This window comes from Pseudomonas sp. MD330_10, assembly GCF_042610415.1.
GTDB lineage: Bacteria > Pseudomonadota > Gammaproteobacteria > Pseudomonadales > Pseudomonadaceae > Aquipseudomonas > Aquipseudomonas rhodesiae.
The window spans coordinates 174402-190553 of sequence record NZ_JBHGZU010000003.1; the positions used below are offsets into that span (position 1 = coordinate 174402).

A 16152-nucleotide genomic window follows, 5' to 3' on the forward strand; every position below is an offset into this window, starting at 1 on the left:
AATAGATCTCATTTAGACGTTTGTAGCCAATTATTTCTACAAATAGGGGATTCCATGTCATTGCACACCTGCGCACCCGATTCAGACAGCGTTGGCGACGCGCCCGGCTGGCCTGCCGCGTTCGCCGAACGCTACCGCCAGGCCGGTTACTGGCAAGACCAGACCTTCGCTCAGGCCCTCGATACGGTCGCCGCGCGCAACCCATCGGCCATCGCGATAACCGACGGCCCCTTGCACCTCAATTACCGCAGCCTGGCAGACCGCTGTCGGCGCCTGGCTGGCGGTTTGCACGCGCAAGGGATCGCAGAGGGCGACAATGTGGTGGTGCACTTGCCCAACGGCACTGCGTTTATCGAAGTGTGCTTTGCGTTGTTCCGCCTGGGCGCCCGGCCGATCCTCGCCCTGCCCGCCCACCGTCAACATGAGATCGGCGGGTTTTGTGGGTTTGCCCAGGCCTCGGCCTACATCGGCTGCGCTCAATTAGAGGGCTTTGATTGCCGCTCGATGGCGCGCCGACTGGCCGCTGCCAACCCGCTGTTGCGCCACGTGGTGATCGACGGCGATGCGCAGGAGTTCACCGTGTTGAGTGAGCTTTACAACAGCGCGCCGCTGGAACGGGACGCCGGTCGCGCCGACGCCGTGGCGTGTTTCCAGCTGTCGGGAGGCACCACCGGCACGCCAAAGTTGATCCCGAGGCGGCACGCCGAATACCTCTATAACGTGCGCGCCAGCAGCGAAGTCTGCGAACTGGATGCGCGCACCGTTTACCTCACCGCGTTGCCCATGGCGCATAACTTCACCCTGTGTTGCCCGGGTGTGATCGGCACCCTGCTGGCCGGTGGGCGCGTGGTGTGTACGCGCCGCTCGGACCCGGAGTCCTGCTTTGCGCTGATCAGCGAGCAGCGGGTCACCGTGACCGCCTTGGTGCCGCCGCTGGCGATGCTCTGGCTGGACGCCCAGGACCAGCGCCAGGCCGACCTGTCCAGCCTGCGCGTGCTGCAAGTGGGCGGTGCGAAATTGCTCAGCAGCGCGGCAGAACGGGTCACGCCGACGCTGGGCTGCACCTTGCAACAAGTGCTGGGCATGGCCGAGGGGTTATTGTGTTTTACCCGCCTGGATGACCGCCCGGATCTGCTGCTGCATACCCAGGGCCGTCCGCTGAGCGCCGATGACGAAGTACGCATTGTCGATGAACAGGGCCAACCGGTACCCGAGGGAGAGGTGGGTGAACTGCAAGTGCGCGGCCCCTACACCATTCGCGGCTACTATCGCCTGCCCGAACACAATGCCCGGGCGTTCACCGCCGATGGATTCTATTGCAGCGGTGATCGGGTCAGGCGCACCGCCGACGGTTACCTGGTGGTCGAAGGTCGTGACAAGGACCAGATCAACCGCGGCGGTGAAAAAGTCGCTGCCGAAGAAGTGGAAAACCTGCTGATCGGCCGTCCCCAGGTACACGACGCCGCACTGGTGGCGATGCCGGATGCTGTGCTCGGCGAATCCACCTGTGCCTTTATCGTCGCGCGTGACCCGGCGCCCTCGGCCTTCGCACTCAAGCATTACCTGCGCGGCCACGGCCTGGCGGCGTTCAAGGTGCCGGATCGTATCGAGTTCGTCGCACACTTCCCGCACACCGGCGTGGGCAAAGTCAGCCGCAAGGACCTGCGCGAGCGCCTGCGCCAGGCCTGGCTGCAGAGTGCCGCTTCGTGAGCCTGCACGACAAACGCTGGGTACGCGCTTATCGACTCACGCCCATGCCACGCTGGCGATGGGTGTGTTTCGCGCATGCCGGGGGCAGTGCGAGTTTCTTCCGCGACTGGGTCCACGCCCTGCCCGCCGACATCGACCTCTTGGCCATCCAATACCCGGGCCGCGAAGACCGTTTCAGCGAGCCGTGCCTGACCGACATGCAGCGCCTCGCCGACGGTGCCGCGCACGCGTTGTCGTGTTACGCCGACCGGCCGCTGGTGTTGTTCGGCCATAGCCTGGGCGCGGTGGTGGCGTATGAAGTGGCGACGCGCCTGGAACAACGGGCAATCGCCGTCGACCATCTGTTCGTGTCCGCCCACCCGGCGCCGCAGCGCCAACGCGGCGGGCAGTTGCACCTGGGCCCCGACGCGGCCTTGCTGGACGATGTGCGGCGCCTGGCCGAACGCCCCAATGCGTTGCTGGAGAACCCGGCCCTGTGCGAATTGTTCCTGCCCGGCTTGCGCAACGATTACCGCATCGTTGAAACCTACACCTGCGCACAACCGCGGCCACTCAAGAGCCGCATCGGGGTGTTCTACCCCGAGCAAGACCCGGAAATCGAGCTTGATGAAGCCATGGCCTGGCAAGCCGCCAGCCACCGGCCACTGCACCTGCAGCGCTGGCAAGGCGGACATTTTTACCTGGTCGAGCAGCGCCAGGCACTCATCGACGCCATCGTCGCGACGCTGTCGACCCCATCGCCCTCCTTGAAGGAAACCTGTCAATGAAAACCCCCGACGCCTGTGATGGCCTGCAGGACATTCGTCACGCCATCGATTCACTGGACCACCAGATCATCGACCTCATGCGCCAACGCATGGCTTACGTCAAAGCCGCCGCGCGCTTCAAGCCGACCGAAAGCAGCATCGCCGCGCCCGAACGCGTTGCCCAGATGCTCCCGCAACGCCGCGAGTGGGCCGAGCAGGCCGGGCTGGACCCGCACTTCGTCGAAACCCTGTTTGCCCAGATCATCCATTGGTACATCGGCCAGCAAGTGTTGCACTGGCGCGCGATGAGAACGCTGGCATGAGGGCCTTTGCACAGTTGCACGCCCATGCCGAGGGGTTGACCGAGGTGTTCGAGCACGCCCAGCGGCGTGCCGTCGAACAAGGTGAGCCGGTGTTGGCCAGTTACTCGATGAGGATCGCCCCGCTGGACTTGCTGGCACTGTTTGGCAGCGTCGACCAACCTGGCGCCGAGTGCCTGTTCTGGCGGGCGCCGGAAGACGACAAAATCCTGTTCGGCTGGGGGGTGGCGGCGGAACTGAGCAGCGCGGGCCCTCAGCGTTTTGCCTCGGTCGATGCGCAATGGCGACACTGGCTGCAAAGCGCGGTGATACACGGCCCGCTGGCGCCTTCGGTGTGCGGCGGCTTTCGGTTCGATCATCAGGTCAAGGCCAGCCCCGCCTGGCAGGGTTTTGGCGATGCGTCCCTGTGGCTGATGACGCTATTGCTGGTGCGCGACGGTGCAGACTGTTGGCTGGTGTGCCAACAGCGCGTCGCGCCCAGCGATGCGGCACGTTGCTGTTGCGAGCACGTACTGAAGGAGTGGAACACGCTGATGGATCGCTACGTCAGCGGCGCGCCCCCGACGGCTGCACGGCAGCACACCCGCGACCAGAGCCTGCCGCGGGCCTGCTGGGAAAGCAAAGTCGCGCATGCCCTGGACGTGTTGCGCGACACCGCGTTGAACAAGGTGGTGCTGGCGCGGGAAGTGGTCAGCGAATTTTCCCGGCCTATCAGTGCCGGGCGCACCTTGGCTGCCCTGGCAATCAATGACCCCACGGCGTACTTGTTCGCGTTTCGACGCCACCACGCGTGTTTTATCGGCGCCTCCCCAGAGCGCCTGGTCAAGCTGCACAACGGTCACCTGCAAACCCTGGCGCTGGCGGGCACAGCCCGGCGCGATCCCTGCCCGGAGCAGGATGCGCAACTGGCGCAAACGCTGCTCGGCTGCCAGAAGAACCAGCATGAGCATGCCGTGGTGGTGCAGATCATTCAGCGTGACCTGGCGCCCTGGGTACGGCCGTTGCACGTTCCCCCTGCGCCGCACATCAAGCGGCTCAGCCGCGTGCAGCACTTGGCGACGCTGATCGAAGGCGCACTGCGCCCGCAGAGCAGTTTGCTGGACATGGTCGCAGTCCTGCACCCGACGCCCGCCGTCGGCGGCCATGAACGCGGCCAGGCGCTGGAGCATATTCGCCAATTCGAGGGCTTTGACCGTGGCTGGTACGCGGCGCCGTTAGGCTGGCTGGATGCCCACGGCAACGGCGAATTCATCGTCGGTTTGCGCAGCGCCTTGCTCAACGACAACCAAGCCCGTCTATTTGCCGGCTGTGGCATCGTCGAACACTCCGACCCTGCCAGCGAATACGACGAAACCTGCATCAAATTGGCGGGCATGCGCGCCGCGTTGCAGGTATAACCCGCTGCCCGATGCTTGAATCAAGGCCGGCGCAGGCCTACCCTGCACACGGAAAATTCACCCTCTGAGTCAGGAAGACCTTACATGTGGGATGGCAACGTTACCTTTGGTGATTCATGGGCCGGCTACATTGGCCGCGCGGATCAGAACACTGCCCACTCCCATGTTGCCATTCAGCTGTGCATCGGCGTACACCAGCCCGTCACCCTGGAGCTGCCAGGCCAGTCGATCCGCGCGGCCGGCGCGATCATCGGGCCCAATGTCGAGCACCGCGCCGTGCCCGAAATTCATCCGGTGGCCTTTGTCTACGTCAACCCGGATACCCCGTTGGGGCGTGCGCTCAACGCGTTGCTGCAAGACAATGGCATCGCCCTGGCCAGTGACGAACTGCTCGAGTGCTTTCACCACTCCAGCTCCCTGTCTCAGTTTGTGGAAGCGCTGGGGCGCTTGTTGGCGATTACGTCGCCCATCGACCAACGCCTCTACAAGGCCTTGAACATTCTGCGCCTGGACCGCGACGGTCCGGGCTCCGTCAGCCGCGCCGCGAGTGCGGTCGGCCTGTCCAGCCCGCGCTTGCGCTATGTCGCCACGCACCAGATGGGCGTGTCGCTGTCCCAATGGATCATCTGGAACAAACTCGAGCGCGCGTCCAAATCCCTCGCTGACGGTTCCACCTTGTCGGATGCCGCCGCCGATGGCGGCTTTTCCGACCAGGCGCACTTGGCCCGCATCATGCGCCGCATGATTGGCATGACGCCCCGCACCGCTGCCAGGGTTTTGCGAAAGACAAGCGTTTCGTTCAAGACGCATTGATATCAAAAAGCCAATATCGATCGCATCTTATTCGCGAAAACGATAAGCGCTGATTGCCGGCCTCACACAGCACCTCAGCGCTACCGACAGTGAATGCAAGAGTGTTCGCCAGGGGTATCCGTGCCCGGGATTTGGCGGAACGCACCGTTAATTCTTTCGATGAGTCCGCAGGAAGCGTCCTACATGTCAGAACAGCAAAAATTAACCGTCCTTCTCACGGGGGGCTCAGGCGTACTCGGTGAATCACTGATCGACTGCCTGGCAGAGGACTTTGACCTGGTATGCCTGGCGCGTAAAAGCCGCATTTGCCACCCGCGAGTGGAGGTGCTCAAGGGCGATATATGCAGCCCGCGACTGGGGCTGGACGTCGGCGATTATGAAGCGCTGCTCAAGCGTGTCGATTGGGTGATCCACGCCGCAGCGGTGACCCGCATGGATGGCGATATCGACCAGATTTTTTCGGTGAACTACCTCGGCACCGAAAACGTCGTGAACTTTGTCCAGCAAGCCAACGTGCCGCTTTACCACATCAGCACCGCCTTCACCCATCCGTGCGACTACTACGAAGGCGTGCAAGCAGAAACGCCTTACGAAGTCGCCAAGCGCCAGGCTGAAACGCTGGTGCGCTCAGCGGGTATCGATGTTTCGATCTTTCGTCCCTCCATCATCATCGGCGACTCGGACAGCGGGCACATGCCCAGCTTCCAGGGGTTTCATATGACCATGGGGCTGATGATGTCCGGCGTGCTGCCTATCGTGCCCTGCCCGCCTGCCGGGTATATCGACTTGATCGCCCGTGACGTGGCGGCGCGGGCGATTGCCAACGCGTTGCGCCAGCGCTTGATCGGCGCAGACTACTTTCTCACCAGTGGCCCGCAGGCGCTTGATCTCAACGGCCTGTTGGACCTGATGTGCCATTCCATGGAAGCCCAAGCCCAAGCCTTCACCCGGCCGCGCTGCATGGCGCCGGATATTTATGAGCGGCTGATCCGCCCAGTGTTCCTCCCGGCACTGACCGGCAATATCCAGGCCGCGCTGGGCCGCGCCAACCAGCTGTGTCGCTATGCCTGCCTGCGTACACCGCTGCCCACGTCACTCCCTGAGTTACTCGGCGAGCCGGCGTTCAGCGCACGGGATGTCAGCCGTGAGTTACTGCTCTCGCTCAACCACTTGGCGCCCAAGCTGGGCGCGTTGACGCGCATGCTCAAGCAGCCGATGCCAACCGTCGCACAGGCGTCAGTCGCATGAACCCGCTTCTTACCGAACCCGCAGCCGACGCCGCACAGGTGGACCAGTACTTCCGCCGGCACGTGAACTCAGGGTATGCGCGCCTCGCGTCGTTGATGAATTTGCCGATCGAACAGTCCAGCCATGGCGTCTATATCTACGACAGCCAAGGCCGCAAGTACCTGGATGCCGGCGGCTATGGCGTATTTTTCCTCGGCCACGGCCACCCGGTGGTGGTGGCGGCCGTCACCCGGCAGCTGCAGCAAAACGCCCTGGCCAGCAAGCTGTTGCTCAACCCGCAACAGGCTTTCGCCGCGCAAGCCCTGGCTGCGCATTGCCCTGGCAACCTGGACTATGTGTTCTTTTGCAACTCAGGTGCCGAGGCCACCGAAGCCGGCCTGAAACTCGCCCGGCTCAACGGCTGTCGCCGCACGCTGTCGACCCTCGGCGGCTTCCACGGCAAGACCCTCGGCGCACTCGCCGTCACCGGGCGCGAAAGCTACCGCGAGCCGTTCAGCGGCCTGCTTAGTGAAAGCACGTTCGTCCCCTTCGGCGACAGCGCCGCGCTGGAACAGCAATTGCGCGCTTCGCCGGACAAGGCCTGTGTGATTCTCGAACCGATCCAGGCCGAAGCGGGTGTGATCCTCGCGCCGCCAGGCTACCTGACACGTGTCCGCGCACTGTGCGACCAGTACGGCGCCGTGCTGATCATCGACGAAATCCAGTCCGGCATGGGCCGTACCGGCCATTGGTGGGCATGCGACCAGGAACAGGTGGTGCCCGACATCATGCTGGTGGGCAAAAGCCTGTCCGGTGGCTGCGTGCCGGTCAGTGCCATGGTCGCCAGCGCGGCAATTTACGCGCCGTTCAACCGCAACCCCACGGTGCATACCTCGACCTTCGGCGCCAACCCGCTGGCCATGGCGGCCGTGCAGGCCACGTTGCAAGTGATGGTGCAGGAAGACCTCGTGGAACGTGCCCGGCTGATGGGCCAGGACCTGCGCGCCCGCTTCAGCGCGCTGTTGCAGCAGAGGGGCCTGGCCGAGCGCGTCAAGTTGCGCAGTGCCGGCTTGTTGCTGGGCTTTGAATTCAGCGACGCCTCGGTCGCCGCGAACATGGTCATGGCCCTGATCGAACAGCAAATCATTGTGTGCCACTCGCTCAATGACCACCGGGTCGTCAGGCTCACGCCTTCCCCGCTGCTGACAGCCCAGGATTGCAATCGGTTGATCGAGGGGTTCGCCCACGCGCTGACCACCTCAATACCATCCCTTTGATTGGAGTTTCCCCCATGCAAGAAGTCAACGTACTGGCCCATATCCCCAGTGCCTGCGCTGATGAAGTCTTTGCCGTGATCAGCGACTTCAGCAACTACGTCGAGCTGTGCGAGTCGGTGCGCAATATCACGATCAATAAGGTCAGCGAGCAGGTGTCGTTCACTTCCTGGGAAGTCAATTTCCACAGCGGCATTCTCAAGTGGCAGGAGCGTGACACGTTCAATACCCAGACCCGGGAAATCCACTTCGAGCAAATGAGCGGCGATGTCGATCACTTCTCCGGAACCTGGCAAGTACTGCCGGACGGCAAAGACGCGGTCATCACCTTCGCCTCGCGCTTTGACCTGGGCCTGCCGATGCTCGCCGACATGCTCGACCCCGTGGCCCACAAAGCCATCCGCGACAACATTCACTCGATCATCACCGGTCTGTTCCCGGCGAGTTACTTGAAGGCCTGAACCATGTCCCTTTCACTGTTGAATCGCTCGCGTGCCTTGCTGCACAGCTACGCCCCAGGTTTTGACGAACGCCTGGCGAGCATCGCATTCGCCGAACGCGAAGCGCCGCCTAGCGAAGTCATCGCCCTGTTCAAGCAACAAGGGCCGGTCGGCCTGTTGGTCAACCGTGCCGCGGGCGGGTTGGGCGCGGGCATCCTTGATGCCGTGCATGTGCAGATCGCCCTGGGCGCGCGCTCACCCTCGCTGGCGGTGGCCAGCACCATGCATCAGTTTTCCGTGGCGAGCCTGTTGGCCCTCACCCAGAACGGCGGCGGTGCCGAAGGTTTGTTGTTGGCGGCGGTCGCACAAAAGCGCTTGCTGCTGTCCTCGGGGTTTGCCGAAGGCAACTCGGGTGCCGGCATTCTCGATTCGAACATGCAGGCGCTGCAAACCCCTGAAGGTGTATTGCTCAGTGGCAGCAAAAAGCCCTGCTGCCTCGGGCAGTCGATGGACTTGCTCACCGCCAGCTACACCCGCCAGACCGCCGAGGGCGAAGAGCTGATGGTCGCACTGATTCCGGCGAATGCACCGGGCATCACGCGGTCGCCGTTCTGGCAGAACAGCGCACTGGCCGCCGCCGAAAGCATCGAGGTGCGCCTCAACGAAGTCTTCGTGCCCGAACGCATGTTGTTTTCCGCCGGCTACAAACACCTGTTGGGCGACGTGCAAACCGTCGGTTTCATCTGGTTCGAGCTGTTGATTTGCGCGTCCTACGTGGGGGTCTGCGCCGGTTTGGTCGAGTCTGTGATCGAGGCCGGGCGCTGGACGCCCCATCACCGCGTGGAGCTGGCGGCTCAGCTGCAACTGGCGATCAGTGCCCTGGAAGGCGCGGCGCTGGATATCGAACGCAACCCGCAGGACCTGCCGAAGTGCTGGCCCGCCTGCTGCTGGTGCGCTACGGCATCGAACAACTGCTCACCGAGCTTTCGGACCAGGCCCACGCCATGCTCGGTGGGATGGCGTTTATCACCAGCAACCAGAGTTCGAACTGGTTGATGGCCTGCCGTGGCCTGCAGTTTCACCCGCCGGCGAAGATCTCGATGGCGAGCAACCTCGACACCTACTTGTCCCACTCAACCCTCAGCATCGCCGGAGCGCACCCATGAACCTGCTCGGAAAAATCGTCGTGATCACCGGAACCGCGCGCGGCCTCGGTTACGCGGCGGCCTGCACATTGAAAAAACAGGGCGCCACCGTGATCGGCCTGGACATTCTTGCGCCACAAGAGCCCGGGTTGCTGGATGGGTTTTATCAAGTCGACCTGTGTGACCGAACGGCGCTGGCGCAGGTGATTGGCGCCATCAGCACCGACTTCGGCGACATCGATATCCTGGTGAATAACGCCGGCACCCTGACCCTGGAACGCGGCGAAACCGGCGTCACCGACTTAGTCACCCGCGCGGTGGATGTGAACCTGTTCGCGCCATGGCAACTGGTGGCCGGGTTCCTGCCGGGGTTGCTGCGCAAGCGCGGCAAAGTGGTCAACGTGTCGTCGCTGTTTGCCCTGGTGAACGCGCCTTATGTGGCCGCATACGCTGCCAGCAAACGCGCGCTGAGTGCTTATTCGGACGTGCTGCGCATGCAATATCGCGGGCAGCTCGACGTGGTCACCGTGTACCCGGGCTTTATCGACACCGCCATTCACTTGCCCGCCCAGCGCGTGGGTTTGTCGGTCAAGCGCCTGGTGACGTTCATGTGGGGTGACAGGACCCTGCTGTCTCTCGAAGAGAAACTCGATGCCGCCGCCGATGGCCTGGTTCGCGCCTGCCAAAAAGACGGCCTGCGCAACCGCGGGCTGACCTTTATGGGCACGCTGGCCATGTACACCGCGCGTATCGCACCAAGTGTGGTCGACGCCTTTATCGCCCTGCGCCTGCGCACGCTGACCCGCGGCGGGCACCTCGCGCTCAAACCTGAACTGATCGAGTAACGCGTTGCCAATGGCCAGACAACTCCACAGCAAGCCTCAGGTCCGCCTCGATCGGGCCTTGTTCAAGGCCCGGTCGGGTGAGTCCTTGTTGATCATCGGTTACGCCTTGTGCCTCTTCCTGCTGCCCCTCGCGCTGTTTGTGTGGGTGGCGAACACGGCCGCCACCCTGTGGGTGTTGCTGTGCTCGCCCCTTTGGGTGCTGGCCGGGTACGGGTGGTTTCTGCAAGCGATCCTCGGGCATGAAGGTTTCCATTTCAACCTGAGCAGCACGCCTATGCACAGTTGCTACCTGGGCATTTTCACCAGTTCGTTGCTGCCTGGATTCTGCGTGACCGGTTACTTCGTCGACCATTGGCAACACCATCGCTACAGCAACAGCGAACAGGACCCGGATTATCGGCACTTCTCGCGTTATCGGAGCCTGTTTAGCCGCCTTGCGCTGTCACGGTTGTTGGCCACCTCGAACTATCTGCAGGCGACGTTGCGCCTGGCTTTCGGCCCGCCGGTCAGCCCATCGCCCTTGCCTTCGCCTTTGAGCGCAGCCCAGGTGCGACGACTGGCGCGTTGCAATATCGCGTGCCAGGTCGGCTGGTTGAGTGTCTACGCGGTCGCCCTGTGGCAGATCGACGGGCTGCTGCTTGGGTTTGCCTTGAGCCTGGCGGTTGCGTTCCTGCTCTCGGCAGTTAATGCCTATCAGGAACATGCCTTCAGCGAGGGCCATGACCAGCCCCCTGCCCGCTCGCGCACCTCGCGCCTGAGCACCTGGCTGCACGCCGGCGCGAACTTTCACCTGGAACATCACTTTTATCCAGCGGTGCCGTGCTGGCGCCTGCCCAAGGTCCACCGCCAACTGCTGGACGCGGGGTGGTATGCAGACCGGCAATACCTGCTGGAGACACGCTTCATACCGTCCTTCAAGTACGCCTCCGGTCGCCATCCTTACCGTGGCGACACGCTGAACGACTGAACGGTCCTTACTTTCCCCATGGATTTTGGCCTGAACCATCAGGCCGCAGGAGCTGCTATGCCTTTTGATATCGACCGCCACATTGAAACCGAGCGCGCCCAGTTATTCGGCCATCCGCTTTTCGCCAATATCCGCACCGTTGAAGATGTACGCACACTGATGGAATTTCATGTGTTTGCCGTATGGGACTTCATGACCCTGCTCAAGCGCATCCAGCGCGACCTCACCTGTGTGGAGTTGCCGTGGGTACCGCCAACGCATATCACGGCTGCGCGCTTGATCAATGAAATCGTGGTCGGGGAAGAAACCGACGAACACCCCAATGGCGGCTTTATCAGCCACCTGGACCTGTACCTGACCGCCATGGATGAAATCGGCGCCGACAGCTCGGTATTCCGCCGTTTCCTCGCGGCCATCCAGGCCAAGGAACCGCTGGCCAAGGCCCTCAGCGACCGCGATATCCCATTGGCGGCCAAAGTGTTCATGTGCCAGACGCTCGATGTGGCGCAACACGGCACCACCGAAGCGGTGTTGGCGTACTTCTTCTTTGGCCGTGAAGACATCATCCCCGACATGTTCGGACGCCTGCTGTCGCAATGGTCGGTCAGCGAAACCGAGGTGCCGATGCTCACCTATTACTTGAAGCGCCACATCGAAATGGATGGCGACGATCACGGCCCGGCCGCTAAACGCATCATCGCTGAAATCGTCACCACCCCTGTGCAACACCAGCACATGGTCGAAAGCGCCAAGACCGCGATCAAATCGCGCATCGATTTGTGGGATGGCGTGCATCACTTCCTGCAGCACAAAGCGCAACACGCCACGGACCGCCCTGAGTGCCTAAGCCTCGCATGACCACAGGGAGCAGGACATGACCAAAGGTAAATTGATAAAACTGACACTGTGCGGCGTTGTGGTCGGTGGGTTACTGCTGCTCGGCTGGCAGCGTTGGCAGTATTCCAACGCGTACGTGAGTACCGATAACGCCGAGCTCGATGGCGTGATCATTCCGGTGCGCGCCAAGCTCTCGGGCGTGGTGATGAGCGTGCCGGTGACAGACAACGTCACGGTGCAAAGCGGTGATCTGCTGTTTCAGATCCGCGACAGCGAATATCAATACCAGGTCGAGCAGCGTGAGGCGCAATGGCAGGCGTTGCTTGCCGCCGCAGGGCGCGGCGGCGGTCCGGGTGCGTTGGACAGCCAGGTCCTCGGCGCGGTCGCAATGCGCCAGGCGGCGCAAGCGGCGCTGGCACAATCGAGCGCCAATCTGGAGCAGGCGCGCAACGATTACGGGCGCGCCCGCCGCCTGGGCGCCCAAGGTGTGTTGAGCACCCAGGATGTCGAGGTGGCCAAGGCGCGTTTCGACGCCCTGAGCCACGCCCAGGAAGCGGCACGCGGCAATGCCCAGGCTGCCGCGCAAAGCACCTTGGCCAACAAAGCCGAACTGAAAGTGCAGGACTACCGGATCGCGGCGGCGCAAGCCGAACTTGAACAGGCCCGGATCAAGCTGCACGACACTCGTCAGACCGCGCCGGTGCGCAGCATCGTCTCGAAAAAAGAAGTCGAGCCGGGCCAATTCGTGGTCGCCGGGCAGAAGCTGTTGAGCCTGATTGCCACCGACCCGCTGTGGATTACCGCCAACTTCAAGGAAACCCAGGTCGGGCGCGTGCGGGTCGGCCAATTGGCCAAGGTCACTGTGGATGCGTTTCCCGGGCAGGCTTTCGACGGGGTAGTCGAGAGCCTCGCACCGGCTACCGGCGCAAAGTTTTCACTGCTGCCCCAAGAGAACGCCACCGGCAACTTCACCAAGGTGGTGCAGCGCGTGCAGGTCAGGATTGCCCTCAAAGACGTGCCGGATGACTACAAAGCCTTGTTGAGCCCCGGCATGAGCGCCTTCGTCGAAGTCGCCACGCAACAGCACGGCAGCCACACGTTATGAAGTCGCCGTATCTGATTGCGCTGACCGTGACGCTGGTGTCGATGATGGAACTGCTCGACGTGACCATCGTCAACGTGGCGATTCCCAGCCTGATGGGCACCTACGGGGCGTCGGTCGATGAAATCTCCTGGGTGTCCACTGGCTACGTGGTGGCCAACGTAGTGATCCTGCCGGTCAGCGGCTGGCTGTCGGCCTGGTTCGGGCGGCGCACTTATTACCTGGTCTCCACGGCGCTGTTCGTGCTGGCATCCGTGGGCTGCGCCTTTTCCGCCGAACTCTGGCAACTGGTGGCATTCCGCGTACTGCAAGGCTTGGCGGGCGGCGGGTTGCTGGGGATTTCACAGGCAATTATTTACGACGTATTCCCCAAGGAGAAGGTCAGCAGCGGCATGGCCTTGTACGGCGTTGGCGTGATGATGGGGCCGACGTTGGGCCCCACGGTCGGCGGCTATCTGATCGACACCTTGTCCTGGCACTGGATATTCCTGATCAATCTGCCTATCGGTGCTGTGGCCCTGCTGCTGTGCTGGCTGTGCATCGGCGACTCCGCCAATGAAAGCAAACCCAGCAGCGTCGACTACAGCGGCTTCTGCCTGCTGGCCCTGGGCGTCGGCAGCCTGCAGATCCTGCTGGAGCGCGGCGAGCATTGGGACTGGATGGAATCGAACTGGACGGTTGCCTGCCTGTTGCTCAGCAGCTTCAGCCTGGCGGGGTTCTTCTGGTGGGAACGGCGCGCGACCAACCCGATCGTCAATGTGGCGCTGTTTCAGAACCGCGAGTTTGTGATGGGCTGCATCTGCGCGTTTTGCGTGGGTTTCGGGCTGTACAGCACGTTATTCATGGTGCCGCTGTTTTTGCAGACGTTGCTGGCACAGAGCGCGTACCAGAGCGGGCTGGTGATTTTCCCCGGGGCGGTGGCCAGTGCCATCAGCACCTTGGTGATCGGCAAGCTGTCCCAGGAAAACAAGATCGACGAGCGCGTGTTCGTGACCTTGGGCATCGTCATGTACTGCTATGCGATGTTCCTGCACACCCGGTTCACCCTCGACAGCAACCCGGACACGCTCTATTGGCCCCTGGTGATTCGCGGCCTGGGCCTGGGCATGATCTTCGTACCGCTGACCAACCTGGCCATGCGCCGTCTGCCGCTGACGTTGATCTCGGGCGCTTCGGGCGTGCTCAACCTGATGCGCCAGCTGGGCGGCAGCGTCGGCATCGCCATTGCCGCGACCCTGCTCACGCGGTTCTCGTGGGAGCGCTATCGCCTGCTGTCCGAGCATGTGACCGAGTCCAGCCTGGTTGCCAGTGGCTGGGGCGGCGTGGAATCCAACCCGCTGTTTCTGTCCCTGAACCTTGCAAGCCATCAACAAGCCTTGGCCCTGATGCCTTACCTGCAAGCGCGTGAACAAGCGCAAATGCTGGCCTTCAGCATGCTGTTCGGCACATTGGGCGCGGTCATGGCCATCGGCATTCCCATGGTGCTGATGATGCGCAGAAGCACCCTCAGCCGATAACTTCTCCAGTGGAGCACATCCCCTTGCGTATTCCAGGGCTGCATCTCGACCCGATCACACTGCTCACTTTCCTGTGCGGCCTCAGCCTCGCCTGCTGCCCGGCCAATGCGGCGGCGGAAGACTTGTACCAGCTGTACCAGAAGGCGCTGACCCACGACATGAAGTTCGCCGCCGCACAGGCGCAACAATTGGCCACCGCGGAAAAAGAACCGCAAAGCCGTGCCAACCTGTTACCGGACCTGTCGGTCACCGGCGGCGCGGCGTGGGTCGATGCCGAGGATTCGTCCGACTACCATCGCAACCGCAATAACACCAACGCCTATGCCGTGGTTCTCACCCAACCGCTGTTGCGCTGGCAGAGTGTGGTTGCCCACGACCAAAGCAAACTGATGATCAGCGCCAGCGAGGTGCAGACCGAACAGGCGCGCCAGGACCTGATGCTGCGTGTCGCCCGCGCCTACTTCAACGTACTGCTTAACCAGGAACTGCTGAACACCCGCACGCAACAGTTGCAAACCCTGCAGGAGAGCCAGGACCGCACCCGGCGTTTGTTGGCCGACGGCGCCAGCACCCACAACGCGCTCGAACAGGTTCAGGCCAAATACGACCAGGCCTTCGCCGAGCAAATCGCCGCACGCGGCGCGCTGGATATCGCCACCGAAGCCCTCACCCAATTGACCGCCGCCCAGGCGCGCCCATGGTCGGGCAAGGAGCCACAGTTCAGCGCTCCGGTGCCCGCCGCGATCGGCGCCTGGGCCACCACCGCACAACAAGGCAACCTCGCCGTGCAGCGGGCGCAGATTGCCCAGCGCCTGGCCGAAATGGACATCGACAAGGAACAAGCCGGCCACTTGCCGACCCTTGACCTGATCGCCGCCCATGGCCGTTTTGCCTCGGTCGGCGGCGATGTGTACGACATCACCCTGCCGGAGAATCGTTATAACCAGACGGTGGTCGGGGTCAAACTGAGCGTGCCACTGTATGGCGGCGGCCGTACCAGCAGCCGCGTGCGCGAAGCCCATGCGTTGCAGAGCAAAGCCCTGGATGAACTCGAAGATGCGCGCCGCAGCGCCGGGCTGATGGCCCGCCAGGCCTACCTGCAAGTGACCAGCGGCATGAGCCAATACCAGGCGCTCAAACAGGCGCTGAAATCCAGCCAGGTCAACCTCACGTCGGTGACCCACGGCTTCGAGGCCGGTGCGCGCATCAACACGGAGGTACTGGACGCACAGCAGAAAGTCACGGACACCCAGCAACGTTTGGCCCAGCAACGCTACGCGATTCTGCTCGCGCAGCTCAATCTGCTGGCGTCGACGGGGAACCTGAACGACGCGCGTCTGCGTGAGGTCAGTCGCCTGCTCGATTGAAGCCGGTGCACGCCCCATTCAGCCCATGTACCTGAGCCATTGAATTCAGGGTTCGATAATCGAACGGGTTCCCGCTTCTGCCGTTCAAGTTCACTGCGTGAATGCGGATAGCACGATCACTATCACTTAAGTGGTCTGCGGAGTATGCCCATGTTTGCCCATCGGCCAGGTACCGTGTGACCTCGTCATAATCATTTGCGCCGCGCCCCTTAGAGGACAGGGTCACGATCACATGGCCCTTGCCCTGGTCCAGCGCTTCGATATGGACGTTGCCCTTCTCGGCCACCAGTGTACGTACCGAATCATCGGCATTTACGCAGGCTATAGGCTACGAGGCCAGCGACGATTTATGAACATCTAACATCGCCCACTTGTTCAATTATATGTCGGGGTCTTCTATCTAAATCATCAACCCCGTCCTATGTGCTTCCCGCATACCCCATTC

Annotated in this window: 15 protein-coding genes; all 15 read left to right on the forward strand. The window is 62.6% G+C overall.

Going from position 1 to position 16152, the window contains the following annotated elements; genetic code table 11:
- Positions 1-54 precede the first annotated feature (54 nt).
- The 15 genes from ACFZPT_RS06170 to ACFZPT_RS06240 all read left to right on the forward strand — a co-directional run bounded on the left by ACFZPT_RS06170 (position 55) and on the right by ACFZPT_RS06240 (position 15707).
- Positions 55-1710 (forward strand): (2,3-dihydroxybenzoyl)adenylate synthase, encoded by a 1656-nt coding sequence (locus ACFZPT_RS06170; RefSeq protein WP_379555056.1) that lies wholly within the window; start codon positions 55-57, stop codon positions 1708-1710.
- On the forward strand, positions 1707-2477 hold the full coding sequence (locus tag ACFZPT_RS06175; RefSeq protein WP_034113717.1) for a thioesterase II family protein: 771 nt from the start codon (positions 1707-1709) through the stop codon (positions 2475-2477). The genes ACFZPT_RS06170 and ACFZPT_RS06175 overlap by 4 nt, the downstream gene beginning before the upstream one ends.
- The gene (locus tag ACFZPT_RS06180; protein ID WP_017849081.1) at positions 2474-2779 is read left to right on the forward strand and encodes an isochorismate lyase; all 306 of its coding nucleotides are present in this window, start codon (positions 2474-2476) and stop codon (positions 2777-2779) included. The genes ACFZPT_RS06175 and ACFZPT_RS06180 overlap by 4 nt, the downstream gene beginning before the upstream one ends.
- Positions 2776-4173: an isochorismate synthase gene (locus ACFZPT_RS06185; protein WP_080758735.1), complete on the forward strand. Its 1398-nt coding sequence runs from the start codon at positions 2776-2778 to the stop codon at positions 4171-4173. The genes ACFZPT_RS06180 and ACFZPT_RS06185 overlap by 4 nt, the downstream gene beginning before the upstream one ends.
- Positions 4174-4257: 84 nt before the next feature.
- Entirely contained in the window at positions 4258-4986 is a 729-nt protein-coding gene (locus tag ACFZPT_RS06190) for an AraC family transcriptional regulator (RefSeq protein ID WP_034113714.1), read from the forward strand.
- A gap of 183 nt (positions 4987-5169) precedes the next feature.
- Positions 5170-6234, forward strand: a complete 1065-nt coding sequence (locus ACFZPT_RS06195; RefSeq protein WP_052229566.1) for an SDR family oxidoreductase — start codon at positions 5170-5172, stop codon at positions 6232-6234.
- On the forward strand, positions 6231-7490 hold the full coding sequence (locus tag ACFZPT_RS06200; protein WP_034113712.1) for an aspartate aminotransferase family protein: 1260 nt from the start codon (positions 6231-6233) through the stop codon (positions 7488-7490). The genes ACFZPT_RS06195 and ACFZPT_RS06200 overlap by 4 nt, the downstream gene beginning before the upstream one ends.
- A gap of 14 nt (positions 7491-7504) precedes the next feature.
- Entirely contained in the window at positions 7505-7948 is a 444-nt protein-coding gene (locus tag ACFZPT_RS06205; RefSeq protein WP_034097867.1) for a type II toxin-antitoxin system RatA family toxin, read from the forward strand.
- Between the two features lie 3 nt (positions 7949-7951).
- Entirely contained in the window at positions 7952-8983 is a 1032-nt protein-coding gene (locus ACFZPT_RS06210; RefSeq protein ID WP_379555055.1) for an acyl-CoA dehydrogenase, read from the forward strand.
- A 106-nt stretch (positions 8984-9089) separates the two neighbouring features.
- Positions 9090-9917 (forward strand): SDR family oxidoreductase, encoded by an 828-nt coding sequence (locus ACFZPT_RS06215; RefSeq protein WP_034097864.1) that lies wholly within the window; start codon positions 9090-9092, stop codon positions 9915-9917.
- 10 nt (positions 9918-9927) lie between these two features.
- Positions 9928-10884 carry a fatty acid desaturase gene (locus tag ACFZPT_RS06220; protein ID WP_034113708.1) on the forward strand — a complete coding sequence of 319 codons (957 nt, stop codon included), beginning with the start codon at positions 9928-9930 and terminating at the stop codon, positions 10882-10884.
- Positions 10885-10941: 57 nt separating this feature from the next.
- A complete protein-coding gene (locus ACFZPT_RS06225) occupies positions 10942-11742 on the forward strand; it encodes a DUF3050 domain-containing protein (protein ID WP_034113706.1) in 801 nt (266 codons plus the stop codon).
- A 16-nt stretch (positions 11743-11758) separates the two neighbouring features.
- Entirely contained in the window at positions 11759-12826 is a 1068-nt protein-coding gene (locus tag ACFZPT_RS06230) for an HlyD family secretion protein (protein WP_034113704.1), read from the forward strand.
- The gene (locus tag ACFZPT_RS06235) at positions 12823-14340 is read left to right on the forward strand and encodes a DHA2 family efflux MFS transporter permease subunit (RefSeq protein WP_034113703.1); all 1518 of its coding nucleotides are present in this window, start codon (positions 12823-12825) and stop codon (positions 14338-14340) included. Before ACFZPT_RS06230 ends, ACFZPT_RS06235 begins: the two co-directional genes overlap by 4 nt.
- Positions 14341-14363: 23 nt before the next feature.
- Complete coding sequence (locus tag ACFZPT_RS06240; RefSeq protein ID WP_052229565.1) at positions 14364-15707, forward strand: TolC family outer membrane protein; 1344 nt, start codon at positions 14364-14366, stop codon at positions 15705-15707.
- The last annotated feature ends 445 nt before the right edge of the window (positions 15708-16152 follow it).